This window comes from Paraburkholderia sp. BGA-UO-ETr-F12 (assembly GCF_059567945.1).
This window is the reverse complement of the sequence record NZ_JCAQOZ010000012.1, coordinates 395,278-421,338: the sequence shown is the minus strand read 5'-3', so window position 1 is coordinate 421,338 and position 26,061 is coordinate 395,278. Positions and strand designations below refer to the sequence as shown.

24 protein-coding genes and 1 tRNA gene are annotated in these 26,061 nt (G+C 61.1%); 3 read left to right on the top strand and 22 right to left on the bottom strand.

Going from position 1 to position 26,061, the window contains the following annotated elements; genetic code table 11:
• Positions 1-5 precede the first annotated feature (5 nt).
• The 19 genes from nuoL to AC57B6_RS05385 all read right to left on the bottom strand — a co-directional run bounded on the left by nuoL (position 6) and on the right by AC57B6_RS05385 (position 19,242).
• Entirely contained in the window at positions 6-2,072 is a 2,067-nt protein-coding gene (nuoL, locus tag AC57B6_RS05475; protein WP_030102892.1) for an NADH-quinone oxidoreductase subunit L, read from the bottom strand.
• Positions 2,073-2,089: 17 nt separating this feature from the next.
• Positions 2,090-2,395, bottom strand: a complete 306-nt coding sequence (nuoK, locus tag AC57B6_RS05470) for an NADH-quinone oxidoreductase subunit NuoK (protein WP_028196948.1) — start codon at positions 2,393-2,395, stop codon at positions 2,090-2,092.
• 20 nt (positions 2,396-2,415) lie between these two features.
• On the bottom strand, positions 2,416-3,105 hold the full coding sequence (locus AC57B6_RS05465; protein WP_028196947.1) for an NADH-quinone oxidoreductase subunit J: 690 nt from the start codon (positions 3,103-3,105) through the stop codon (positions 2,416-2,418).
• A gap of 181 nt (positions 3,106-3,286) precedes the next feature.
• On the bottom strand, positions 3,287-3,775 hold the full coding sequence (gene nuoI / locus AC57B6_RS05460) for an NADH-quinone oxidoreductase subunit NuoI (RefSeq protein ID WP_012401389.1): 489 nt from the start codon (positions 3,773-3,775) through the stop codon (positions 3,287-3,289).
• A 15-nt stretch (positions 3,776-3,790) separates the two neighbouring features.
• The gene (gene nuoH, locus AC57B6_RS05455) at positions 3,791-4,855 is read right to left on the bottom strand and encodes an NADH-quinone oxidoreductase subunit NuoH (protein WP_030102893.1); all 1,065 of its coding nucleotides are present in this window, start codon (positions 4,853-4,855) and stop codon (positions 3,791-3,793) included.
• Positions 4,856-7,189, bottom strand: a complete 2,334-nt coding sequence (gene nuoG / locus AC57B6_RS05450; RefSeq protein WP_028196945.1) for an NADH-quinone oxidoreductase subunit NuoG — start codon at positions 7,187-7,189, stop codon at positions 4,856-4,858.
• 110 nt (positions 7,190-7,299) lie between these two features.
• Entirely contained in the window at positions 7,300-8,628 is a 1,329-nt protein-coding gene (nuoF, locus tag AC57B6_RS05445) for an NADH-quinone oxidoreductase subunit NuoF (protein ID WP_028196944.1), read from the bottom strand.
• A complete protein-coding gene (gene nuoE / locus AC57B6_RS05440; protein WP_007175612.1) occupies positions 8,625-9,110 on the bottom strand; it encodes an NADH-quinone oxidoreductase subunit NuoE in 486 nt (161 codons plus the stop codon). The genes nuoF and nuoE overlap by 4 nt, the downstream gene beginning before the upstream one ends.
• A 131-nt stretch (positions 9,111-9,241) precedes the next feature.
• Positions 9,242-10,495: an NADH-quinone oxidoreductase subunit D gene (locus AC57B6_RS05435; protein ID WP_025496702.1), complete on the bottom strand. Its 1,254-nt coding sequence runs from the start codon at positions 10,493-10,495 to the stop codon at positions 9,242-9,244.
• Between the two features lie 9 nt (positions 10,496-10,504).
• A complete protein-coding gene (locus tag AC57B6_RS05430; protein ID WP_025496703.1) occupies positions 10,505-11,107 on the bottom strand; it encodes an NADH-quinone oxidoreductase subunit C in 603 nt (200 codons plus the stop codon).
• A 21-nt stretch (positions 11,108-11,128) separates the two neighbouring features.
• A complete protein-coding gene (locus AC57B6_RS05425; RefSeq protein WP_006052903.1) occupies positions 11,129-11,608 on the bottom strand; it encodes a NuoB/complex I 20 kDa subunit family protein in 480 nt (159 codons plus the stop codon).
• Between the two features lie 63 nt (positions 11,609-11,671).
• Positions 11,672-12,031, bottom strand: a complete 360-nt coding sequence (locus AC57B6_RS05420; protein WP_025496704.1) for an NADH-quinone oxidoreductase subunit A — start codon at positions 12,029-12,031, stop codon at positions 11,672-11,674.
• Between the two features lie 157 nt (positions 12,032-12,188).
• A tRNA-Leu gene (locus tag AC57B6_RS05415) sits at positions 12,189-12,273 on the bottom strand.
• A gap of 113 nt (positions 12,274-12,386) precedes the next feature.
• Positions 12,387-12,764 (bottom strand): preprotein translocase subunit SecG, encoded by a 378-nt coding sequence (secG, locus tag AC57B6_RS05410; RefSeq protein WP_496420799.1) that lies wholly within the window; start codon positions 12,762-12,764, stop codon positions 12,387-12,389.
• Between the two features lie 82 nt (positions 12,765-12,846).
• On the bottom strand, positions 12,847-13,626 hold the full coding sequence (gene tpiA / locus AC57B6_RS05405) for a triose-phosphate isomerase (RefSeq protein ID WP_025496078.1): 780 nt from the start codon (positions 13,624-13,626) through the stop codon (positions 12,847-12,849).
• A 120-nt stretch (positions 13,627-13,746) separates the two neighbouring features.
• Complete coding sequence (locus AC57B6_RS05400; RefSeq protein ID WP_025496079.1) at positions 13,747-14,763, bottom strand: NAD(P)H-quinone oxidoreductase; 1,017 nt, start codon at positions 14,761-14,763, stop codon at positions 13,747-13,749.
• 209 nt (positions 14,764-14,972) lie between these two features.
• Positions 14,973-17,120 (bottom strand): polyribonucleotide nucleotidyltransferase, encoded by a 2,148-nt coding sequence (gene pnp, locus AC57B6_RS05395; RefSeq protein ID WP_200898825.1) that lies wholly within the window; start codon positions 17,118-17,120, stop codon positions 14,973-14,975.
• 326 nt (positions 17,121-17,446) lie between these two features.
• Positions 17,447-17,719 carry a 30S ribosomal protein S15 gene (gene rpsO, locus AC57B6_RS05390; protein WP_025496081.1) on the bottom strand — a complete coding sequence of 91 codons (273 nt, stop codon included), beginning with the start codon at positions 17,717-17,719 and terminating at the stop codon, positions 17,447-17,449.
• A gap of 200 nt (positions 17,720-17,919) precedes the next feature.
• On the bottom strand, positions 17,920-19,242 hold the full coding sequence (locus AC57B6_RS05385) for an ABC transporter substrate-binding protein (protein WP_491563628.1): 1,323 nt from the start codon (positions 19,240-19,242) through the stop codon (positions 17,920-17,922).
• A gap of 184 nt (positions 19,243-19,426) precedes the next feature.
• On the opposite strand from AC57B6_RS05385, the gene AC57B6_RS05380 reads away from it, so the two are divergent.
• The 3 genes from AC57B6_RS05380 to AC57B6_RS05370 all read left to right on the top strand — a co-directional run bounded on the left by AC57B6_RS05380 (position 19,427) and on the right by AC57B6_RS05370 (position 22,484).
• On the top strand, positions 19,427-19,990 hold the full coding sequence (locus AC57B6_RS05380; RefSeq protein WP_025496083.1) for a hypothetical protein: 564 nt from the start codon (positions 19,427-19,429) through the stop codon (positions 19,988-19,990).
• Positions 19,991-20,213: 223 nt separating this feature from the next.
• On the top strand, positions 20,214-20,852 hold the full coding sequence (locus tag AC57B6_RS05375; RefSeq protein ID WP_030102898.1) for a carbonic anhydrase: 639 nt from the start codon (positions 20,214-20,216) through the stop codon (positions 20,850-20,852).
• 78 nt (positions 20,853-20,930) lie between these two features.
• Complete coding sequence (locus AC57B6_RS05370) at positions 20,931-22,484, top strand: SulP family inorganic anion transporter (RefSeq protein ID WP_496420798.1); 1,554 nt, start codon at positions 20,931-20,933, stop codon at positions 22,482-22,484.
• A 133-nt stretch (positions 22,485-22,617) separates the two neighbouring features.
• On the opposite strand, the gene AC57B6_RS05365 is transcribed toward AC57B6_RS05370, so the two are convergent.
• The 3 genes from AC57B6_RS05365 to AC57B6_RS05355 all read right to left on the bottom strand — a co-directional run bounded on the left by AC57B6_RS05365 (position 22,618) and on the right by AC57B6_RS05355 (position 26,061).
• On the bottom strand, positions 22,618-24,165 hold the full coding sequence (locus AC57B6_RS05365; protein ID WP_028196939.1) for a 2-isopropylmalate synthase: 1,548 nt from the start codon (positions 24,163-24,165) through the stop codon (positions 22,618-22,620).
• 363 nt (positions 24,166-24,528) lie between these two features.
• Complete coding sequence (gene pssA, locus AC57B6_RS05360) at positions 24,529-25,398, bottom strand: CDP-diacylglycerol--serine O-phosphatidyltransferase (RefSeq protein WP_025496087.1); 870 nt, start codon at positions 25,396-25,398, stop codon at positions 24,529-24,531.
• Positions 25,399-25,422: 24 nt separating this feature from the next.
• A complete protein-coding gene (locus AC57B6_RS05355; protein WP_025496088.1) occupies positions 25,423-26,061 on the bottom strand; it encodes a phosphatidylserine decarboxylase in 639 nt (212 codons plus the stop codon).

Below are 26,061 nucleotides of genomic sequence, written 5' to 3'. Positions count from 1 at the left end.
TCGCCTTATTTGCCGCCGAGCGTTACAAACAGGGTCAGGAGCCCCAACATGCCGATAATCATGGCAAACGCGTAGTGGTAGATGTAGCCGGATTGGAGGAAGCGGATCACGCCGGCAAACCAGCCGATAAAGCGTGCGCTGCCGTTGACGATACCGTCGATGACCACGACGTCGCCTTCCTTCCAGAGACCACGGCCAATTGCCACAGCGCCCCGCGCAAACACGACTTCGTTGATCTTGTCCATGTAGTACTTGTTATCGAGCAGCGTGTAGATCGGACCGAACGCGCGCTTGATGACAGCCGGCAGATCAGGACGAACCAGGTACAGGAACCACGCGACCACCACACCCGCGAGTGCCAGCCACACCGGCAAGCCCGAAACCGAATGCAGGCCCATCGAAGCCCAGCCCTGGAATTCCTCCGCCATTTCATGCAGCGCCGGATGGTTTTCGCCGATGAAAATCACCTTGTCGAACGCCACACCGTGCTGGAAGAAGTCGCCAAACAGCATCGGGCCCACACCGATCGCACCAATCACGATCGACGGAATTGCCAGCAACACCAGCGGCACCCACACCACCCACGGCGTTTCATGTGGCTCGTGCGCGTGGTCGTCGTGGCCGTGGCCGTGTGCATCATGGCCGTGAGCGTCATGCGCATGCGCGGCCGCTTCGATACCCATCGGCGATTCCGGATGCTTCGGACCGCGGAAGCGCTCCTTGCCGTGGAACACCAGGAAGTACATACGGAACGAATACAGCGCCGTGACGAACACGCTCGCCACGACCGCGAAGTAGGCGAAGCCCGAACCCGGCAGATGCGACAGCTTCACTGCGTCGATGATCGAGTCTTTCGAGTAGAAGCCTGAGAAGAACGGCGTACCGATCAGCGCCAGCGAACCGACCAGCGATGTGATCCAGGTAATCGGCATGTACTTGCGCAGGCCGCCCATGTTGCGGATGTCCTGATCGTGGTGCATGCCGATAATCACGGAACCCGCGCCAAGGAACAGCAGCGCCTTGAAGAACGCGTGCGTCATCAGGTGGAACACTGCGACCGAGTAGGCCGATGCGCCCAGCGCGACCGTCATGTAGCCGAGCTGCGACAGCGTGGAGTAAGCGACCACGCGCTTGATGTCGTTCTGGATGATCCCGAGGAAACCCATGAACAACGCGGTGATTGCGCCGATGATCATGACGAACGACAGCGCCGTATCCGACAACTCGAACAGCGGCGACATGCGCGTGACCATGAAGATACCGGCCGTCACCATGGTAGCCGCGTGAATCAGCGCGGAGATCGGCGTCGGGCCTTCCATCGAATCCGGCAGCCACACGTGCAGCGGGAATTGCGCCGACTTACCCATCGCGCCGATGAACAGACAGATGCAGGCCACCGTCAGCAGACCCCAGTCGGTACCCGGGAAGCTCAATGCCGCGAGTTCAGTACGCTTCGCGAATACATCGCCGTAGTTCATCGAACCGGCGAACGCGAACAGCAGGCCGATACCGAGCAGGAAACCGAAGTCGCCGACGCGGTTCACGATGAACGCCTTCATGTTGGCGTAGATCGCGGTCGGGCGCGTGAAGTAGAAGCCGATCAGCAGGTACGAAACCAGACCCACTGCTTCCCAGCCGAAGAACAGTTGCAGGAAGTTGTTGCTCATCACGAGCATCAACATCGAGAACGTGAACAGCGAGATGTAGGAGAAGAAACGCTGGTAGCCGTCGTCGTCGGCCATGTAGCCGATCGTATAGATGTGCACCATGAGCGACACGAAGGTCACCACGCACATCATCATTGCCGTCAGCGAGTCGACCAGGAAGCCGATCTCGAACTTGGTCTGGCCGATCTGCATCCAGTTATAGACGGTCGCATTGAAGCTCGCGCCGTCCATCACCTGGAAGAAGACGACAGCCGAAAGGATGAACGAGATCGCGACGCCGAGGATCGTAACCGAGTGCGCACCGGCTCGCCCTACCGCTTTCCCGAACAGCCCCGCAATCAGGGAGCCGGCCAGCGGTGCCAGCGGGATCGCCAGCAGCAGGTTTTCATTGAGTATCGTTGACATAACCGCTTTACCTGAAATTAACCTTTGAGCTGATCGAGATCCTCGACATTGATCGTGTCGAGGCTACGGAACAGGGTCACCAGAATCGCCAGGCCGATCGCTGCTTCCGCTGCTGCAACCGTCAGCACGAAGAAGACGAAGATCTGGCCATGGATGTCGCCGAGGTAGTGCGAAAACGCGACGAAATTGGTGTTCACCGCCAGCAGCATCAGCTCGATCGCCATCAGGATGATGATGACGTTGCGGCGGTTCAGGAAAATGCCCACCACGCTGATCGCAAACAGGATCGCGCCGAGGACAAGGTAATGAGCAAGGGTCAACATGATTTCTATCTCCTGTCCGCTCAGCTGTTTTTAGCGGGTGCCGAGTCGGCCGCCGCTGCTGCCGCTGCGGCGGCTTCTTCCGCCGCGACTGTTGCCGCGGTCTTTTCAGATGCCATCTTCACGACGCGCACGCGGTCCTGAGCACGCACCTTGACCTGCTCGCTGACGTTCTGGCGCTTGCTGTCTTTCTTGTGACTCGTAGTCAGCGCGATCGCCGCGATGATCGCCACCAGCAGCACGAGGCCGGCGACTTCGAACGCGAAGATGTAGTCGGTGTAGATGACCTTGCCGATCAGGCGAGTGTTCGACCAGTCGCCCATGCCATTCGCGGCAGCCGTGGTGTCGCGCAGCGCCGTAGCGGTCGCGCCGTAACCGTGCCACAGAATCAGTGCGGTCTCGATCACGATGATCGCGCCCACCAGCGTGGCCATTGGCACGAAGCGTTTGAAGTCTTTTCGCAGCACGTCGATGTTGATGTCCAGCATCATCACGACGAACAGGAACAGCACCATCACCGCGCCGACATACACCAGCACCAGCAGGATCGCGAGGAACTCGGCCTGCAGCAGCATCCAGATCGCGGCTGCATTGAAGAACGCCAGCACCAGAAAAAGTGCGGACGAAACCGGGTTGCGCGAGGTGATCACCTTCAGCCCTGAAACCACCAGGAGCAGCGCGAAGATGTAGAACAGTACGGTCGTGAATTCCATGATTACCGGTTCATCGTTAGGCCATCGTCAGGCATTGTTCTTTGGCACGTGGCGGGTAAAAGCGGCCGAACCGCCAGAACTGCCGCACAGGTGCGCCGTGCCGCGGCGGTCAAACCGCGGCGCTCGGCCCGACAACAGGCCGTGTTACTGCTGCATTTACTGCTTCAACAGAAGAAGCGCTTCAACGATACGGTGCATCGGCTGCCTTGTTCGCGGCGATCTCTGCTTCGTAACGATCGCCAACGGCCAGCAGCATGTCCTTCGTGAAATACAGGTCGCCACGTTTTTCGCCGTGATATTCGAGAATGTGCGTCTCGACAATCGAATCGACCGGGCAGCTCTCTTCGCAGAAACCGCAGAAGATGCACTTGGTCAGATCAATGTCGTAACGCGTCGTGCGGCGCGTGTTGTCTGCACGGGTTTCCGATTCGATCGTAATGGCGAGTGCCGGGCACACTGCTTCGCACAGCTTGCAGGCGATGCAGCGTTCTTCGCCGTTTTCATAGCGGCGCAGCGCATGCAGGCCGCGGAAACGCGGTGAAATCGGCGTCTTCTCTTCCGGGAACTGCACTGTGATCTTGCGCTGGAACGTGTAACGTCCGGTCAGCGCGAGGCCTTTGAGCAGTTCCGTCAGGAAGAAGGTCTTGAAAAAGTTTTGGATTGCGGTCATGGGTTCATCCGCCCTTTATTTCCAGATATTCAACGGCGACATGATCCAGAAGCCGACCACGATGAGCCACACCACGCAAACCGGAATGAAAACCTTCCAGCCCAGACGCATGATCTGGTCATAGCGGTAGCGCGGGAACGTGGCACGCGCCCAGATGAATACCGACAACAGGAAGAAAACCTTGGCGACGAGCCAAACGATGCCCGGGATAAACGACAGGAAGCCGAACGGTGCGCTCCAGCCGCCGAGGAACAGCGTTGCAGCCAATGCCGAGATCACGATCATGTTGATGTACTCGGCGAGGAAGAACAGCGCGAACGCCATCCCCGAGTAATCGATCATGTGGCCCGCGACGATTTCCGATTCACCTTCCACCACGTCGAACGGGTGACGGTTCGTTTCGGCGATGCCCGAGATGAAGTACACGACGAACATCGGCAAGAGCGGCAGCCAGTTCCACGACAGGAAGTTCAGGCCGTAACCGGCGAAAATGCCGCGTTCCTGCGAACCGACGATGTCCGACAGATTCAGACTGCCCGACGTCATCAGCACGACGACGAGGGCGAAGCCCATCGAAATTTCGTACGAAACCATTTGAGCGGCCGCGCGCATGGCGCCGAGGAATGCGTACTTCGAGTTCGACGCCCAGCCCGCCAGAATCACGCCGTACACGCCGATGGACGAGATCGCCATTGCGTAAAGCAGACCGGCGTTGATGTCGCCGAGAACCGCACCGGCCTGGAACGGAATCACCGCCCAGACCGCGAAGGCCGGCACCACCACCATGATCGGCGCGATCATGTAAATCCAGCGGCTCGCCTGGGCCGGCTGAATCACTTCTTTCAGCAACAGCTTCAGCACGTCGGCGATCGGCTGCAGCAAGCCTGCGGGGCCGACGCGGTTCGGGCCGAGACGCACGTGCATCCAGCCGATCAGCTTACGTTCCCAGAGAATCAGGTAAGCCACGCACAGCAGGATCACAACGGCCACCACCAGGATGCGCACCAGTGCCCACACCGTGGGCCATGCCACACCGAGAAGCTGGGTGCCGCCCGAGTTGATCGTATCGAACAAGCTCATTTACGCCTTCTCCACCACCAGTTCACCGAACAGGCTGCCCAGCGCTGCACCGGCAGGCGTAGCCGCCGATACGCGGACGACCGTCTCCGCAAGATTTGCGTCGCGCACGGCCGGCAACTGCACCGATTGCTCGCCCTGGCGCACGCGCACTGCGTCGCCTTCCTTCAAACCCAGTTTGTCGAACAGCGCGGCCGGCAGGCCGACCGAGTTTGCAGCGCGCGCCGCCGCCGTCAGATGCAACGACTCGGCGCGACGCACAAGCGCGTCGGCGTGGTAGATCGGCACATCGGCGATACGCTCGAACTTGCCTTCCGTTGCTTTCGCTGCGTTGCCGCGTGCTACCGTGACGCCCGTCTTGTTCGACAGACGCGACTTGATCTCGCCGTCGCCGAGGGCTGCCGTGCGCACTTCTTCCGATGTATCGAATTCGAAACCCGGGACGCCCAGCAGGCTGCCCAACACGCGCAAGACCTTCCACGCCGGACGCGTATCGCCAAGCGGACGCACGACGCCGTTGAACGTCTGCACGGTACCTTCGGCGTTGACGAACGTGCCGGCCGTTTCCGTGAACGGCGCGATCGGCAGCAGCACGTCAGCGTACTCGGCGCCAATCTGGAACGGCGACATCACGACGACCATTTCAGCCTGCTTCAGCGCGGCCAAAGCCTGCACCGGATTGGCTGTGTCGAACTCGGGTTCGACGTTCAACAGCACATAACCCTTGCGCGGTTGCTCGAACACTTCGCGGGCGTTCAGACCACCCTCACCCGGCAATGCGTTCACGAGATGCGCGCCGACCGTGTTAGCGGCTTCCGTGAGGAAACCCAGCGTAGCGCCGGTCGCGTCTGCGATCCATTGCGCTGCGGCGTGAATCGCGGCGAAGTCCGGATGACGAACCGCGGCGTTGCCGAGCAACACCACGCGATGTTCGCCGGTAGCGAGCGACTTCGCGACTTGCTTGTCGGCGTCCGTAGGTTGCGTGCCAGCGAAGGCTTCCGGCAGCGCCGCGCCATTCGCTTCCGACACCGCACCGGCGATGCCAGCCAGTGCATCGAGCCATGCGGACGGTGCGGCAACCACGCGTTGCGCTTGCGGAATCAGCGCGTCGTCATTGGTGGCTTGCACGAGCGTGAGCTTCGTCCCGCTCTTGGCAGCCTGACGCAGACGCGCGGCGAACAGCGGATGATCGCGGCGCAGGTCCGAACCGATCACGAGCGCCGAGTCCAGGTTCGACAGATCGGCGATCGCCGTGCCAAGCCACGGTGCACCGTTGACGGGTGCTGAGAAATCCGACTGACGCAGACGGAAGTCGACGTTAGGCGTACCGACCGCCTGCGCCAGCTGCTTCAACAGGAACAGTTCTTCGACGGTGCTGTGAGCGCTGCCGAGCGCGGCCAGCGCGCTCGCGCCATGGTCACCCTTGATGCCCTTCAGCCCCTTGACCACATATTCAAGCGCCGTTTGCCAATCGGTCTCGACCCACTTGCCGCCTTGCTTAAGCATTGGCTGCGTGAGACGTTCCGGGCTATTCAGCGCTTCGTACGAGAAGCGGTCCTTGTCCGAAATCCAGCACTCGTTGATGGATTCGTTTTCGAACGGCAGAACACGCATCACGCGGTTGTTCTTGACTTGCACCACAAGGTTGGCACCGACGGAATCGTGCGGGCTCACCGACTTGCGGCGCGACAGTTCCCACGTGCGGGCGCTGTAGCGGAACGGCTTGCTGGTCAGCGCGCCAACCGGGCACAGATCGATCATATTGCCCGACAGTTCGGAGTCGACCGTCTTGCCGACGAACGACGTGATTTCCGAATGCTCGCCGCGGCCCAGCATGCCGAGTTCCATCACGCCGGCGACTTCCTGGCCGAAGCGGACGCAACGCGTGCAGTGAATGCAGCGCGACATTTCTTCCATCGAGATCAGCGGGCCGACGTTCTTGTGGAACACCACGCGCTTTTCTTCGCTATAACGCGACGACGACTTACCGTAGCCCACGGCCAGATCCTGCAACTGACACTCGCCGCCCTGATCGCAGATCGGGCAATCCAGCGGGTGGTTGATCAGCAGGAATTCCATCACGGCTTGCTGGCCCTTCACCGCCTTCTCGGACTTGGTGCGCACGATCATGCCGGCGGACACCGGCGTGGCGCATGCGGGCACGGCCTTCGGCATCTTTTCGACATCGACCAGACACATCCGGCAGTTGGCCGCAATCGACAGCTTCTTGTGATAGCAGAAGTGAGGAATGTACGTGTCGACCTTATGCGCAGCCTGGATCACCATGCTGCCTTCAGGCACCTCTACTTTCTTGCCGTCTATTTCAAGTTCAACCATGATGGTCAATCTTCCTTAACCTGTTACCGCTCAATCGTTCGCCCTATTCATCGCCCGTTCCGGACGACGAATCCCGCGGTTGACGTGTTCTGGTGCGCTATTCGGCGTACTCAGGCAGCCACTGTTTCTGACGCCGCTGCCGCGCCGGCATGACCGCCGACGAGGCAATGCTTATGGGCGACGTGGTATTCGAATTCGTCCCAGTAGTGCTTGAGCATGCCGCGAACCGGCATGGCCGCTGCGTCGCCGAGCGCGCAAATCGTGCGGCCCATGATGTTTTCAGCAACCGAGTTCAGCAGATCCAGATCTTCCGGACGGCCTTGCCCGTGTTCGATGCGATGCACGACGCGATACAGCCAGCCGGTACCTTCGCGGCACGGCGTGCACTGACCGCACGACTCTTCATAATAGAAATACGACAGACGCAGCAGTGAGCGCACCATGCAACGCGTCTCGTCCATCACGATGACCGCGCCGGAACCCAGCATCGAGCCAGCCTTGGCGATCGAGTCGTAGTCCATGTCGGTCTGCATCATGATGTCGCCCGGGATCACCGGCGCCGACGAGCCGCCAGGAATCACGGCCTTGATCTTCTTGCCGCCGCGCATGCCGCCGGCGAGTTCCATCAGCGTCGCGAACGGCGTGCCGAGCGGAACTTCATAGTTGCCCGGACGCTCGACGTCGCCTGCGACCGAGAAAATCTTCGTGCCGCCGTTATTCGGCTTGCCGATCTCGAGGTAATTCTGCGGACCAATCGCGAGCAGGAACGGCACCGCCGCAAACGTCTCGGTGTTGTTGATCGTAGTGGGCTTGCCATAGACGCCGAAGCTCGCCGGGAACGGCGGCTTGAAGCGCGGCTGGCCTTTTTTGCCTTCGAGCGATTCGAGCAACGCGGTTTCTTCGCCGCAAATGTAGGCGCCGTAACCGTGGTGCGCATGCAGTTCGAACGAGAAGCCCGAACCCATGATGTTGTCGCCGAGGAATCCGGCACGGCGGGCTTCATCCAGCGCCTGTTCGAAGCGCTTGTAGACTTCCCAGATTTCGCCGTGGATGTAGTTGTAGCCGACCGTAATGCCCATCGCGTACGCGCCGATGGCCATACCCTCGATCAGCGAATGCGGGTTGAAGCGAAGGATATCGCGATCCTTGAACGTGCCCGGCTCGCCTTCGTCCGAATTGCAGACGAGATATTTCTGACCCGGGAACTGACGCGGCATGAAGCTCCACTTCAGGCCGGTCGGGAAACCCGCACCGCCACGGCCGCGCAAACCCGACGCCTTGACGTCGGCAATCACCTGCTCAGGCGGAATTTTTTCTTCCAGAATGCGGCGCAGCTGGGCGTAACCGCCGCGCGCCACATAGTCTTCGAGATGCCAGTTGTCGCCGTTGAGGCCGGCGAGAATCAGCGGTTTGATGTGACGATCGTGTAAAGACGTCATTTCGAAAGTTCCTCGAGCAGCTGGTCGATCTTCGCGCGGCTCATGAAGCTGCACATGCGATGGTTGTTCACCAGCATCACCGGTGCGTCGCCGCACGAACCCATGCACTCACCTTCTTTCAGGGTGAATTTGCCGTCGGGGGTGGTTTCGCCGAAGTCGATGCCGAGCTTCTGCTTCAGATATTCAGCGGCACTGTCCGAGCCGCCGTCCGGGCCGAGCTGGCACGGCAGGTTCGTGCAGAGCGTGATCTTGTACTTGCCGACCGGCGAGGTCTCATACATCGTGTAGAAGGTAGCCACCTCCTGCACCGCGACCGCCGGCATGCCGAGATAGTCCGCGACGAACTGCATGAGTTCGGGCGACAGCCAGCCATGCTCTTCCTGAGCAGTAGCCAGCGCCGACATCACGGCGGACTGTTTCTGATCGGCGGGATACTTCGCGATCGCACGATCGATTTCTTTCAGGCCTTCAGCTGAGATCATTTTCAGACACGACTCTTTCAATTCCTACCGAACGAAAACCTGTCGCGCGTTGCATGTTGCGACAGACCCGGCGTTCCTTTGCTTGACGCGCGCTTCGGTGCAGGCTGAAGACGCGCGCGGATGAATACGTCCTAGCGATCCACTTCGCCGAACACGATGTCCTGCGTACCGATGATCGTCACGGCGTCGGCGATCATGTGACCGCGCGCCATTTCATCGAGTGTGGACAGGTGTGCATAGCCCGGCGCGCGAATCTTCAGGCGATACGGCTTGTTCGCGCCGTCCGAGATCAGGTAGATACCGAACTCGCCCTTCGGATGTTCGACGGCGGCGTACGCCTCGCCTTCCGGCACATGGAAGCCTTCCGTGAAGAGCTTAAAGTGGTGAATCAGATCTTCCATGTTCGACTTCATGCCGACACGCGACGGCGGCGCAACCTTGTGATTGTCGACCATCACCGGACCGGGATTCTTACGCAGCCACTCAATGCACTGTTTCACGATCCGCGTGGATTGGCGCATTTCTTCGACGCGCACCAGGTACCGGTCATAACAGTCGCCATTCACGCCGACCGGAATGTCGAAATCGAGCTTGTCGTACACTTCGTACGGCTGCTTCTTGCGCAGATCCCACTCGATACCCGAGCCGCGCAGCATCGCGCCGGTCATACCGAGGTTCAGCGCGCGCTCTGGCGTGACCACGCCAATCCCAACCAGACGTTGCTTCCAGATCCGGTTGTCGGTCAGCAGCGTTTCGTATTCGTCGACACACTTCGGGAAACGCGTAAAGAAATCGTCGATGAAGTCGAGCAGCGAACCCTGGCGGTTCTCGTTCATCTTCGACAATGCCTTGGCATTGCGGATCTTCGACGCCTTGTATTGCGGCATGGCGTCAGGCAGATCGCGATACACGCCACCCGGACGGTAGTACGCTGCGTGCATCCGTGCGCCGGACACCGCTTCGTACACGTCCATCAGGTCTTCGCGTTCGCGGAATGCGTACAGAAACACCGCCATCGCGCCGACGTCCAGCGCGTGTGCGCCGATCCACATCAGGTGGTTCAACACCCGTGTGATTTCGTCGAACATGACGCGGATGTACTGCGCACGCACCGGCACTTCAATGCCGAGCAGCTTTTCGATCGCCATCACGTAGCCGTGTTCGTTGACCATCATCGACACGTAGTCGAGACGGTCCATGTACGGCACGGACTGGATGAAGGTTTTGGTTTCCGCGAGCTTTTCGGTCGCGCGATGCAGCAGACCGATGTGCGGATCGGCGCGCTGGATGACTTCGCCGTCGAGTTCGAGCACGAGGCGCAGCACACCGTGTGCCGCCGGATGCTGAGGGCCGAAGTTGAGCGTGTAGTTCTTGATCTCTGCCATGGCGTTCTCTTAGTGTTTCAGACCGCCATAGCGATCCTCGCGGATCACGCGCGGCGTGATTTCCCGCGGCTCGATCGTCACAGGCTGATAGACGACGCGCTTCTCTTCCGGGTCGTAACGCATTTCGACATAGCCGGAGACAGGGAAATCTTTACGGAACGGGTGACCAATGAAACCGTAGTCGGTCAGGATGCGGCGCAAGTCCGGGTGGCCTTCGAAGACGATGCCGTACAGGTCGAATGCTTCGCGCTCGTACCAGTTGGCCGAGTTCCAGACATCGACGACTGACGCGAGGATCGGCACTTCGTCGTCCGGCGCGAATACACGCAAGCGCAGACGCCAGTTGTTCTGCACCGACAACAAATGCAGAACGGCCGCGAAGCGCGGGCCGTCATAGCCGCCGTCGGCGTAAGTTTGATAGTCGACGCCACACAGATCGACCAGTTGCTCGAAACCGAGCGAGCGGTCGTCGCGCAGACGCGTTGCCACATTGATGTAGTCGCTCGCCTTCACGACGATCGTCAACTCACCGATTGCCTCGGTGGTGCTCAACAGGAGGCCGCCAAAGGCCGCCTCGAGGTTCGCTTTCAGGGTCTCGAGTTTGCTTGCCATATTGTGGGGGAGGCGTTGGCCTTATTGACGGGCGATTGTGTTGGTGCGACGGATCTTGGCCTGCAGCTGGATCACGCCATACACCAGCGCTTCCGCCGTAGGCGGGCAACCCGGCACATAGACGTCGACCGGCACGATCCGATCGCAGCCGCGCACCACCGAATAGGAATAATGGTAGTAGCCGCCGCCGTTCGCGCACGAGCCCATCGAAATCACCCAGCGCGGCTCGGCCATCTGGTCGTAGACCTTGCGCAAAGCCGGCGCCATCTTGTTGCACAGCGTGCCGGCGACGATCATCACGTCCGACTGACGCGGACTCGGACGAAACACCACGCCGAAACGGTCAAGGTCATAACGGGCAGCGCCCGCATGCATCATCTCGACCGCGCAGCACGCGAGACCGAACGTCATCGGCCACAACGAGCCGGTGCGCGTCCAGTTGATCAGTTTGTCTGCCGTGGTGGTGACAAACCCTTCCTTCAAGACCCCTTCGATACTCATTTGCTTTCCACTCCAGACGGGGCGGCAAGCCATGGCCACCCACGCAAACCGGCGATTAATCCATCATTCCCAGTCGAGGCCGCCCTTCTTCCAGATATAGGCAAAGCCCAGCAGGAATTCGAGCAGGAAAATCATCATCGCCATGAAGCCAGTCCAGCCGATGTCGCGCAGGGCCACACCCCACGGAAACAGGAACGCGGTTTCAAGGTCGAAAATGATGAAGAGAATGGCGACGAGGTAGTAACGCACATCGAACTTCATGCGCGCATCTTCGAATGCTTCGAAGCCGCACTCGTACGGTGCGTTTTTCTCGGTATCGGGCTTGTTGGGACCGAGGATCTTGCCAATGCTGACCAGTGCTACGCCTAAACCGGTGCCCACAATAAGGAACAACAAGACGGGGAAATAGGCTGCGAGGTTCAAGACTATCCTCTATCGGTTGGTTCTGAATGCCGCCAAGAGCATAGCACTCTTGACGCGAAATCACTTCGGCAATGCACACGCCACCCAACGCAAGCCATGCGTCAGAAGTGAAAATGCCAGCCGAAGCGAAGCAAGCGGCTGGCATTTAGATAACATTTGGTGCCGACGGCGAGACTCGAACTCGCACAGCTTTCGCCACTACCCCCTCAAGATAGCGTGTCTACCAATTTCACCACGTCGGCACTAATTGCAATCCGGGAAAACAACTTATAAAACCCGCGAATCGCTTCAAGACTTAGATTGTAACTGGTCTAAACAGTTTGTTCAACGCACAAAAGCACTTTGAACGAAAAATTTATTTCGGCACATCGGTTGCCGGGACGGACGCAGCCGACGCCGGCAAGACGGCCGAACCACCTGCCGGCGCAGACACTGAAGACGCCGCAACCGGAGCGGTCACAGCCGTGCCCAGCAAGCCTGCCGACGGTTTTGCGCGATACGCGCCAAGGTAGGTAAGCGTCAATGTCGTTACAAAAAACACGGCTGCGAGCACGGCCGTGGTACGCGACAAAAAGTTTGCCGAACCGGTCGCGCCGAACAGACTGCCCGATGCGCCGCTACCGAAAGCAGCGCCCATATCGGCGCCTTTGCCGTGTTGCAGCAAGACGAGGCCGATCACCCCAAGTGCCGACAACAGCTGAACGACGATAATCAATGTTTTCAAATACAGCATCACACTCACCTGAGTCTTTATTTAACCGCGCCACACAAATTGTGCCGCGCGGGATTGGGTCATCCTCGCCAAGGCGCCCTGCTTAACCGGCGACGCTCGTCGCGGCCGCCGCCTTGCAGATCGCCAGGAAATCCTGGTCTTTCAACGACGCGCCGCCGATCAGGCCACCGTCGATATCCGGCTCGCGGAACAGTTCTTCCGCGTTCTCCGGCTTCACACTGCCGCCATACAACACCGGTACGTCTGCCACCGCCGCGCCCTTGGCGGCCAGACGAGCCCGCAAGAAAGCATGCACCGCCTGCGCCTGCGCCGACGTGGCGCTCTTGCCAGTACCAATTGCCCAAACCGGCTCGTACGCGACGACGATCCGTGCCGCATCGTCCGCCGACAGCGTTGCCAACACCGCATCCAGTTGCGCGCCGACCACCTGCTCCGTCGAACCGGCGTCACGCTCCTCGAGCGTTTCACCGACACAGACGATCGGGGTCAAACCCGCCTCCAGTGAACGTTGCGTCTTCACCGCCACCAGGTCCGAGCTTTCACGATGGTAAGCACGGCGCTCCGAGTGACCAACAATCGCAAGTGTGGCGCCAAAATCCACCACCATCTGCGCCGCCACTTCGCCGGTATAGGCCCCATGCGTGAATGCGGAGACGTCCTGCACGCCCCACACGACCCTGCTGCCTTCCAGCAACGACTGAGTCTGCGTGAGATAAGGGCACGGCACACAGACACCGACGCGCACATCAGCCGGCAATTCGCCCGCACCCTGCGCCACGGCCTGCAACAGCGTTGCATTCCCGGCGAGGCGCCCGTGCATCTTCCAGTTACCGACTACCAGCTTGGCTCGTTGTTTCGACATCGTCTCGTCTTGTATTGGCGGCGGACTTGGTTTGCGCCTGTGCCCGCCTTTCGGATTCATGCGGCGTGCGCAAAACGCGCAATTTTACTGCGTGGGGTGGATCGGGTCAAACCGACCGTGTCAAGCGTCCTGACCCCAAGTCAGCACGATCTTGCCGACGTGCGTGCTGCTTTCCATCAGCGCGTGTGCTTCAGCGGCTCGCGCGGCCGGAAATACTCTGTGCACCACCGGCTTGATGCGGCCATCTTCGAGGTGCGGCCACACGTGCTCCTTCAATTGCGCCGCGATCTTCGCCTTGAACTCGATCGGCCGCGGACGCAACGTCGACCCCGTCACCGTCAAGCGGCGGCGCAGGACTTCGTTCAGATTCAGCTCCGCTTTCGCACCGCCCAGCAAAGCGATCAGCACGATGCGGCCGCCGTCGGCCAGCGCGGATAGCTCGCGGGGCACGTAGCTGCCCGCCACCATATCGAGAATCACGTCGACGCCGCGATCGTTCGTCAGCGACTTGATGACCTCGACGAAATCTTCAGTCTTGTAGTTGATCGCCCGCTCAGCGCCGAGCGCCTCGCACGCGCGACACTTTTCGTCCGATCCGGCCGTGGCGAACACGCGAAAACCCAGTGCGTGCGCGATCTGGATCGCCGTCACACCAATGCCGCTCGAGCCGCCCTGCACCAGCAGCGTCTCGTTCGGTGCGCCTTCGCCCTTGCCGAGTTGCGCACGATCGAACACATTGCTCCACACCGTGAAGAATGTTTCCGGCAGCGAGGCCGCTTCGACATCCGACAAGCCCGCTGGCACCGGCAGGCACTGCAACAGCGGCGCGGTCGCGTATTCGGCGTAGCCGCCGCCTGCAAGCAACGCGCACACGCGGTCACCCACTTTCAGACCGAACGGATTGTTCTTCTCGTCAATGGTCCCGCCGACGATTTCCCCCGCCACTTCCAGCCCCGGCAGGTCCGAAGCGCCCGGCGGCGGTGCATAGCCGCCTTTGCGCTGGAACACGTCCGGGCGATTGATGCCCGATGCCGCCACCTTGATCAGCACCTCGCCCGCTTTCGGCTGCGGCATGGGCCGCTCCGCCAGCTTGAGCACTTCCGGCGCACCAAATTCGGTGATTTCGATCGCTTTCATCTGCGTCAACTCCAAGATTGGATTGCGTTGCCTACCGTCGGAAATCGTCTGAATCGAGACAAAACGCCTCATCCAGACAGAGTACCCGTTTGCGCCGGTTCGCACCTGCCTGCGCAGCTTGTGCCTGCCGGCAACGCAATCCACCCTGCAACCTTCATGAAAAACGGCCGGCACGCATTCGCGCTGCCGGCCGTCGCCCTGCTACCGCATTACTGCGGCGCGGATTCGCCTTGCGGCGCGCCGTTCGGGGCGTCGTTCAGCAACGCCTTGGCCGACAGACGCACGCGGCCCTTTTCGTCCGTCTGAATGACCTTGACCTTCACTTGCTGGCCGTCCTTCAGGTAGTCGTTGATGTCCTTGATACGCTCGTTGGCGATTTCGGAAATGTGCAGCAGACCATCCTTGCCCGGCAGGATGTTCACAATCGCGCCGAAATCGAGCAGCTTGAGCACGGTGCCTTCGTACACCTGACCCACTTCAACTTCCAGCGTGATGTTCTCGATACGCTTCTTCGCTTCGGCCATCCCTTCGCTGCTCGTGCTCGCGATGGTGACAACGCCGTCATCCGAAATATCGATCGTCGTGCCGGTTTCTTCCGTCAGCGCGCGGATCACCGAACCACCCTTGCCGATCACGTCGCGGATCTTTTCCGGATTGATCTTGATGGTGATCATGCGCGGTGCGTAGTCCGACAACACCGTGTTCGCGCCCGACACCGCCGAGGTCATCTTGCCGAGGATGTGCATACGGCCTTCCTTCGCTTGCGCGAGGGCGACCTGCATGATTTCCTTCGTGATGCCCTGGATCTTGATGTCCATCTGCAGCGCGGTCACGCCCTGCTCGGTACCCGCCACCTTGAAGTCCATGTCGCCGAGGTGATCTTCGTCGCCGAGGATGTCGGTCAGGACGGCAAACTTGTTGCCTTCGAGGATCAGGCCCATCGCGATGCCGGCGACGTGCGCCTTCATCGGCACGCCGGCGTCCATCAGTGCGAGGCAACCGCCGCACACCGAAGCCATCGACGACGAACCGTTCGATTCGGTGATTTCCGACACGACGCGGATCGAGTAGCCGAATTCGTCGGCGCTCGGCAGGCACGCGGCCAGCGCGCGCTTGGCCAGACGGCCGTGACCGATTTCACGGCGCTTCGGCGAACCGACGCGGCCCGTTTCGCCGGTTGCGAACGGAGGCATGTTGTAGTGGAGCATGAAGCGTTCGCGATACTCGCCTTCGAGCGCGTCGATGTTCTGCTCGTCGCCCTTCGTGCCGAGCGTTGCGACCACCATGGCTTGCGTTTCGCCACGCGTGAACAGCGCCGAGCCGTGCGTACGCGGCAGCACGCCGGTACGGATTTCGATCGGGCGCACGGTGCGCGTATCGCGGCCGTCGATACGCGGCTCGCCGTTCAGGATCTGCGAACGGACGATCTTCGCTTCAATGTCGAACAGCACATTGCCGACGCTAGCCTTGTCTGCCGCAACCGTGCCGGCTGCCGCCGCTTCTTCTTCCAGCTTGGCCGACGTCGCCGCGTAGACTTCCTTCAGCTTGGCCGAGCGAGCCTGCTTGTCGCGAATCTGATACGCGGCGAGCAGGTCGGCTTGCGCCAGTTCCGTCACGCGGGCGATCAGCGGCTCGTTCTTCGCCGCCGGCTGCCAATCCCATTCCGGCTTGCCGCCTTCGGCGACCAGTTCGTGGATCGCGTTGATCGCGATCTGCATTTGATCGTGGCCAAACACCACGGCGCCGAGCATCACTTCTTCGCTCAGTTGCTGCGCTTCCGATTCCACCATCAGCACCGCGCGTTCCGTACCGGCGACGATCAGGTCGAGCGCCGATTCCTTCATTTGCGGACGCGTCGGGTTCAACACGTATTCGTTGTTGATGTAGGCCACGCGTGCTGCGCCGACCGGGCCGTTGAACGGCAGGCCGGACACGGCGAGCGCCGCCGACGCGCCGATCAGCGCGGGGATGTCAGCGGGGATTTCGGGGTTCAACGACAGGACGTGGATCACGACCTGAACTTCGTTGTAGAAGCCTTCCGGGAACAGCGGGCGCAGCGGACGGTCGATCAGGCGTGAGATCAGCGTCTCGCCTTCCGAAGGACGGCCTTCGCGGCGGAAGAAACCGCCGGGGATCTTGCCTGCGGCGTAGGTCTTTTCGAGGTAATCGACGGTCAGCGGGAAGAAGTCCTGGCCCGGCTTGGCAGTCTTGGCGCCGACCACGGTAGCCAGCACGACGGTGTCTTCGACGTCGACGATCACCGCACCGCTCGCCTGGCGAGCGATTTCGCCCGTTTCGAGGCGAACGTTGTGTTGTCCCCACTTAAATTCTTTGACGATCTTGTTGAACATAGTCATTTCTTTTCCTCATCGTTATGCCGCGCGGACCAGAAGCGGCGCGGCAACGCCAGGACCGGCGCCACATGGGAAGAGTAGTGTTATGCCATTCCAGAGAACCACGCTCTACGTGATGTACGCGCGCGAACCGCTGGAATGACACAAAGCTCCGCCCTGAAGCCCGGCCGTATTTCTACTTTTTACTGCTATTTCCCTGCTAGCCGCCACATGAATCGTCACGCTGGCGCGGCCGGCAGGCGGTGCGCATCACATGAAGCGCACCGTGCAAAAACAAAATGCCTGTATCAGTGGAACTGACACAGGCATCTTGCTGAACGACTGGCCGATTACTTACGCAGACCCAGCTTCTCGATCAGTGCGCGGTAACGATCCGCGTCCTTACCCTTCAGGTAGTCGAGCAGCTTACGACGGCGGCTCACCATGCGCAGCAGACCGCGGCGGCTGTGGTGATCCTTCGTGTGAGCCTTGAAGTGAACGGTCAGTTCGTTGATGCGGGTCGTGAGCAGCGCGACCTGAACTTCGGGGGAGCCCGTGTCGTTAGCTGCGCGTGCGAATTGCGCAACGACGTCGGACTTCTTGCTTGTTTCAACTGCGGACATGTCGATTTCCTTGAGAACTAGACAGGCGGTCACGGAAGAAAGGCCGTGCCGTGGGTTACCCGTGTGTGCAATCCGTGCAATTCATAGAATCTTTGCAAGCATGCCTCACAACGGGACCCGTATTGTAGCACAGCCCAATCCGGCCGCGAACCCTGCTGTACCGGGCGGGATCGGGGCAATCCACGCCGGCCGGGGACGCCTTACGGCCGCTTCATCTTGCAGACGGTCGCCGGCACCGTGCGCTCGGGCGGCAACGCCAGCACCGTGCGGAAACCGTAGCCTGAACCTTCGTTGTCGAACTTGACGCCCGGCGTACCGGCCTTGTCCATCTCCATCACGTAAAGGGGCTGGATCAGCTGATGGTCGTCGGGCCGCATCCACGAAGCATGAAAGCCGTTGTCGAACTTGATTCCTTCCAGGGCGCGGGCGACGGCGGTCGGGTCGGCACTCCCGGCGCGATTCATTGCCGCGGCGAGCGTTTCGATCATCAATACCATGCGCAGCACCGGGTAGTCGTCCTGGGCAGCCGGAAAACGCGCCCGGAAGGCCGCATACCATGCATCCGAGGCCGCTCCGCCGGCATTCGGATGCCAGTCGGCCACCGCGATCACATGTTTGACGCCGGCATCGCCCAGTGCGGCCGGCGCGCCAAGGCTATTGCCGTAGAACGTGTAGAACCGCGTGTCCAGGCCCTGCTCCCGCGCCGCTTTGACGAGCAGCGTCAGATCGTTGCCCCAATTGCCGGTGATGACCGCGTCGGCGCCGCTCGCACGGATCTTCGCGATGTACGGCGCGAAGTCCTTCACGCGGCCAATCGGATGGAACTCGTCACCGACCACGGCGATGTCCGGGCGCTTCGCGGCGAGCGCAGATCGCGCCAGACTGCTGACATCGTGGCCGAAGCTGTAGTCCTGGTTCAGCAGATAGACTTTCTTCACAGCCTTGTCGCGCTGGATCACGTCGGCCAGCGCATCCATGCGCATGCCCGCGTGCGCGTCGAAGCGGAAGTGCCAGAAACTGCAATTGGCGTTGGTCAGTGCGGGATCGTCGGCGGAATAGTTGAGGAACAGTTCGCGGTTGTCCGGCTCGCGGCTGTTCTGCTTGTCGATCGCGCCGATCAGCGCGGCCGCCACGGCTGAACTGTTGCCCTGCATGATGTAACCGATGTGCCGGTCCGCGGCGGCGCGCAGTTGCACCAGCGCCTCTTCCGTGCTGCCTTTGCTGTCGAGCACGACCAGTTCGAGCGGATGTGCGCCGTCGGCGAGTTTCACGCCACCTTGCGCATTCACCTGTTCGACGCCGAAGCGCAGATTGCGCTCCACCGCCGCGCCTGCATTCGCGAACGGGCCGGACATGCCTTCGATCAGCGCCAGCTGGATCGGCGTACCCGTGGGCTTATTGACCGGCTTACCAGCCGGACCCGACGCCGCCTCGCCTGCGGCGTGAGCCGCCACGGTCATCGAAATCGCCGCCAGCGCGACGACTGCCGCTGCTGCCGCCCGTTGCCACTTCGCCATCGTCATTGCCCCGCTTGATTCGTCGAAGCGCGGATCATAGGGCGTTCCAGACGGAATAAGCAAGCCGGCGAATTCGTTATTGTGTATCCAGCGACACCTCGCACGAAGCGCAGATCTTTTGCCTTCGCCCGTGTCAAAATAATGCGTCTCGATGATAAAAACCGCCAATCAAACGCCATCGGAGGAATTCATGTTCAACCGCCACCCATTCACGGCGGCCTCGATCGAAGCGCAGTCCGCCACACCTCTGCGCCGCGCCGCGCTCGTCTGCCTGAGCGCGCTCGCGCTCACGGTTGCGCTCGCCGGGTGCGCCCAACCCTGGCAGCAATACACCCAGGGCGCGGACGCATCGACCATTATCGCCCGCCTCGGCGCACCGCGTGAAAGCTACGACCTGCCCAACGGCGGCAAGCGGCTGATGTGGCCGACCCAGCCAATGGGCGAAACCACCACCGCTGCCGATATCGACGCATCCGGCAAGATCGTCTCGGTACGCCAGGTGCTTCAGCCTAACGAGTTCTACCGCGCGGAAATCGGCAAGTGGACGAAGAGCGACGTGCTGGTGAACTTCGGCCGTCCGGTCGAAACCTCGTACTTCCCGCTGATGAAGCGTGAGGTCTGGACGTATCGCTATCTGGAAGACAACGTCTGGTACATGATGTACAGCTTCTATTTCGACGATCAGGGCATTGTGCGTCTCACGCAGAAGACACCTGACCCGCTGCACGATCCGGATCGCCGCAACCTGTTCTGAGCATCCGCTCGAACCCATTGCCCATGAATCCGCGAAGCCGCCTCCTCAGGCGGCTTTTTTTATTTATGTCGCATGACAGCGAATTTTATTTCGCGCACGGCGGATTTATTTTTTGATAGAAAGGTTTTCGTAAGCATTGATTCGGTGCTGACTGCGCTTGCCGTGGTCCGCACGCCGTGAATCCGGCCATGAATCGATGCGCCCACTTACGGAGCCGCTCTCGATGAACCGTCCGAAACGTCTGCTAGTCGCCAATGTCGCATGGGCGCACGAAACCGCTGCGCGCAACCCGGAATTTTTCCGTGATCTCGCGCGAGGCCAAAATCCGCACGTGCTGTGGGTCGGCTGCTCGGACAGCCGTGTGCCCGCGGAAACCATCACGCATTGCGAGCCGGGCGATCTGTTCGTTCACCGCAACATCGCCAACCTCTTCCATCCCGACGACGACAACTCCGCCAGCGTCCTCGAATATGCCGTGCGGGTACTTAAGGTGGGGCACGTAATCGTCTGCGGTCACTATGGCTGTGGCGGCGTGCGCGCCGCCCTGCTGCCGCCGGAACCCACGCTGCCACACGTCAATCGCCGGATCGCGCCGTTATGCGCGTTAGCAAAAGCACATGGCGACGAGCTCAGGAGTCGTGCGAGCGAGCAGGCGCGTGTTAATCGCCTCGCGGAGCTCAACGTGCTCGAACAGGTGCGCCAGTTACGCGCAAGTCCGATCGTACGGGACGCCGACCCCGCACCGCTCGTTCACGGCTGGATCTTCGCGCTGGAAGACGGCCGCATCAAGGTACTCACGTCCGGCTATGAAGCCGACGACGCGATGAACTGCGCGACAGCCGCCCATAGCGCCGCCGCCTGATGCGCGACTTTTATCGCGGACGGCCCTCGGTTTGAGCCGCGCCGCCTACGCAACTCCAAACACTACTGCACCGACTCCATGAACCTTCGAGCTTTCTTTTCCACGTTTCAGCGCGATCTACTGGCCGGCACCGTTGTTTTTCTGGTGGCGTTGCCGCTGTGTCTGGGTATCGCGAACGCATCGGGCGTCGAGCCATTCGCCGGGCTTGTGTCGGGTATCGTCGGCGGTCTGGTGGTGGCCGTGCTGAGCGGTTCGCGCCTGAGCGTCAGTGGACCGGCGGCGGGCCTCGTCGTGATCGTCGTCGACGGAATCGCGCAACTTGGCAGTTTCCCGGCATTCCTGCTCGCAGTGCTGCTGTCCGGCGCGATTCAGTTCGGCTTCGGGATGTTGAAGGCCGGCAGATTCGCGGCCTATGTGCCGTCACCGGTCATCAAAGGCATGCTTGCGGCGATCGGCGTTCTGCTCATCGTCAAACAATTCCCGCTCGCGCTCGGGCTGTTCAGCGCGAATGCGCCGGCCGGCAGCGTAACGACCCCGTTCGGCTCGATATCGCCTGCGGCCTGCGTCATCACGTTGCTGTCGCTAGCGATTCTGGTGGGCTGGGAAACCCGCGCGCTGCGCCGCTTCAGACTCGTGCGCCTCGTCCCCGCGCCGCTCGCCGTGGTTCTGCTGGGGATCGGCGGCACGCTGCTACTCGGCCTGCTCGCCCCGTCGTTTGCGCCGCCTGCCGAGCATCGCGTCGCGCTGCCTTCGATCGAATCCTTCGGCGCGTTGCGGCTCGCTCTCGAATGGGCCGACTTCGGGCCGCACTTCGCACAACTCGTCAACCCCGATGTCTGGCGCGTCGCCATCACGCTGGCGATCGTCGCCAGTCTCGAAACGCTGTTGAGCCTCGAAGCCGTCGAGCAGATCGACCCTGCCCGACGCGCCGCGCCGCCGGATCGCGAATTGAAGGCGCAGGGCGTGGGTAATCTGATCGCCGGCGCGATCGGTGGCTTGCCGATCACCTCGGTTATTGTGCGCAGTTCCGCGAACGTGCACGCGGGCGCCCAGAGCCGGCTCTCCGCAATCATTCATGGCGTGTTGCTGCTGGTCAGCATCTTCCTGCTCACCAGCATCATCAACCTGATTCCGCTTGCCTGCCTCGCGGCCATTCTCATCTTTACCGGTGTCAAGCTCGCCAAGCCATCGTTGTTCGTCGGCATCGCGAGGCAAGGTTTTGCGCCGTTTGCACCGTTCATCGTCACGCTGGTCGGCGTGCTCGCCACCGATCTGCTGATCGGCATCGTGCTCGGCGTTCTGTGCAGCGTGTTGCTCGCGTTGTATGAGAATCTGCGCAGCCCGATCGTGCTCGCACAGCATGGCGATCACTATCTGCTGTCGTTTCGCAAGGACGTGTCGTTTCTCGGCAAGGTGCCGCTCAAGCACTATCTGCAACAGATTCCCGACGGCGCGACCCTGATCGTCGACGCAACGCGCGCCGACTTCGTCGATCACGATGTGCGTGAACTGCTGGACACGTTTGTCGCCGGCGCACCGCGCCGCGAGATCGCGGTTGAAGTGCGGCATCAGGTGCAGGCACAGGCACGCGCGGCGCGTGGTTGGTCGATGCGGCGTGCGGCGACGGAGTAGCCTGAGTCAAGGTAATGCGATTGCAAGCGCCGCAAAAAAAGAAACCCCGTGCCATTCAGGGCACAGGGTTTCTTGTCACCTTCTTGTCAATCTGGTTCAGCAAAGCGCGCAACCAGGAGCACGCCTGCGGCCATCACTCCGAGCGTTGCGGATTCAATTTATCGACGTTCGAATACAGCTTGTTGAGCGCCGAAATATAAGCCTTCGCGGAAGCCGCGACGATATCCGGATCGGTGCCCACGCCGTTGACGATCCGCCCGCTCTTCGACAAGCGCACGGTCACTTCGCCCTGCGCCTGCGTACCGGTCGTGATCGCATTCACTGAATACAGCAGCAGTTCCGAGCCGCTGCCCACTTCCGTTTCAATCGCATTGAGCGTGGCATCCACCGGACCGTTGCCGCGCGCTTCGCCGGTCACCTCCTTGCCTTCGACCGAGAACACGATCTTCGCGTGCGGCTGCTCGCCGGTTTCCGAATGCTGCGCCAGCGACAGGAACTTGTAGTGTTCTTTCTCCTGCGCCTCAGCCGACTCCTCGGTGACGATCGCGATGATGTCTTCGTCGAAGATTTCCGACTTGCGGTCCGCCAGTTCCTTGAAGCGTGCGAACGCGGTATTCAACTCGCCTTCGCTATCGAGCGCGATACCCAGTTCCTGCAGACGTTGCTTGAACGCATTACGGCCCGACAACTTGCCCAGCACGATCTTGTTCGCGCTCCAGCCCACATCTTCGGCACGCATGATTTCGTACGTGTCGCGCGCCTTCAGCACGCCATCCTGGTGAATACCGGATGCGTGCGCAAATGCGTTCGCGCCAACGACTGCCTTGTTCGGCTGCACGACGAAACCGGTGATCTGCGACACCAGCTTCGAAGCCGGCACGATCTGCGTCGTATCGAGTCCGATATCGAGGCCGAAGTAATCCTTGCGGGTCTTCACCGCCATCACGATTTCTTCGAGCGACGTATTACCCGCGCGCTCGCCGAGCCCGTTGATCGTGCACTCGACCTGACGCGCACCGCCAATCTGCACGCCGGCCAGCGAGTTCGCCACGGCCATGCCAAGGTCGTTATGACAATGCACCGAGAACACGGCCTTATGCGAGTTCGGAATCCGCTCACGCAGCGTCTTCACGAGCTGGCCGTACAACTCCGGCACGCCATAACCCACCGTGTCCGCGATGTTGATGGTGGTGGCGCCCTCGGCGATCACCGCTTCCAGCACGCGGCACAGGAAATCCATATCCGAGCGGCTGCCGTCTTCCGGCGAAAACTCGACGTCGTCCGTGAATTTGCGGGCGAAACGCACCGCCAGCTTCGCCTGCTCGAACACCTGATCCGGCGTCATGCGCAGCTTTTTTTCCATATGCAGCGGCGACGTTGCGATGAACGTGTGGATACGGAAATGATCGGCCGGCTTGAGTGCGTCGGCAGCGCGTTGAATGTCTTTGTCGTTGGCGCGGGCGAGCGAGCAGATCGTGCTGTCCTTGATGAGGCCCGCGATCGTCTGGATCGAATCGAAGTCGCCGTTCGAGCTGGCCGCGAAGCCCGCTTCGATCACGTCCACTTTCATCCGTTCGAGTTGCTTGGCGATACGGATTTTTTCTTCTTTCGTCATCGACGCGCCGGGCGATTGCTCGCCGTCGCGCAAGGTGGTGTCGAATATGATCAGTTTGTCGGACATGTCGGGTCTCCTGGGGAGTCGTTCAATTGCGGGGATCGGATTCTGGAATTTTGGGGTTCGCGCCACCGTTGGCGACGCTATAAACCACAGACGAGGCAGACGGAGGGCAAAAAGCTCGGCGATCAGCGCAGTAGACGCGCCGCACTGGCGCGCCTGGCTGCGCACCGGCTTGTTGAGGCTCGCGTCGCGGCTCAAACGGGAACGCGAACGCATCTCTCAAACGACTATAGCGGCATTCCCCTCATCGTGCAATTGGCGTCAGACCTGCCTGCCGCGCGCCGTGGGACGGGCTCCAAAACGAAAAACGGCAGCCTCGAAAGGCTGCCGTTTTCTTGTGTCGCTTTCATGCACCGGTTGAGCGCTTTACCTATCCCGTGCCACGGACCGAGCCGGGTTCGCTCTGCCCCGCAGCGCCTGATAGCCCCAGAACACATAGCCCGACAGACCGTACAGCACGAACAGGCCAAACAGCATCAGCGGCGGATCGGACGACACCAGCACGAACGCCACGACCACCAGCAAAATGACGCCGAACGGCACGCGGTGCCGCACGTCGAGCGCCTTGCCGCTATAAAAAGGCGCGTTCGACACCATCGTCACACCGGCATAAATGGTCAGTACGAAGGCGACCCACGGCAGCCACACCAGCTTGAGCGGCACGCGGTTGTCGGTGGCGAGCCACACGAAGCCGGCGATCAGCGCCGCGGCTGCGGGGCTCGGCATACCCTGGAAGAAACGCTTGTCGACCACGCCGATGTTCGTATTGAAGCGCGCCAGACGCAGCGCCGCCCCCGAGCAGTAAACGAACGCGGCAAGCCAGCCCCAGCGGCCGAGATCCTTCAGAATCCACTCGTACATCACGAGCGCCGGCGCCACGCCGAACGACACCATGTCCGAGAGGCTGTCGAACTGCTCGCCGAACGCACTCTGCGTATGGGTCATACGGGCGACGCGGCCGTCCATGCCGTCCAGCACCATTGCCACGAAGATCGCGATCGCCGCGATTTCGAAGCGCACGTTCATCGCCTGCACCACGGCGAAGAAGCCGCAGAAAAGCGCGGCGGTGGTGAACGCGTTCGGCAGCAGATAAATGCCGCGCTTTCTCAAGAACTGCTGACGCTGCGCGCGCCGGCTATCGACTGCCGGCGACTCCGTCACGATCGGCTTGTTACGGCGGAACGGACGCGGCAGCGGTCCACTGTTACGGGGTCGACGCGGTTTGAATGCGGCCATTCGGAAAACCTCCTTGGTGCCGCTTTATAGTTCAGCGAGGATCGTGGACGACGCGGAAACCTTCTCGCCGATCGACACACGCGGACGGCTGCCCACCGGCAGATACACGTCGACGCGCGAGCCAAACCGGATAAATCCATAGCGTTGACCACGCGTGAGCGGCTCTCCGGCTCGCACGTAGCAAAGAATCCGCCGTGCAATCAGGCCGGCGATCTGCACCGAGGTCACCGTCTGTCCGCCGGCCATCTGGATCACCACCGCGTTGCGCTCGTTTTCGGTCGAAGCCTTGTCCACGGCGGCGTTCAGGTACGCACCCGGGAAATATTCGACCTTGGAGATCGCGCCGTCTACCGGCGAGCGTTGCGAATGCACGTTGAAGACGTTCATGAACACGCTGATCTTCAGCGCTTCACGGTTGGCATACGGGTCATGCGCTGTTTCGACCGCGACGATACGGCCGTCTGCCGGGCACAGCACGGCATTGGCCTGAGTCGGAATCGGGCGCGCCGGATCGCGGAAGAACTGCACCACGAAGGCCAGAAGCAGCCAGAACAGCCATGCCAAGCCGAACCCCGCGAAGAATTGAACCAGTAATGCTACGACGGCTGCGATGGCGATGAACGGCCAGCCTTCTCGCGCGATGATCGGATGAGGGTAATTCAT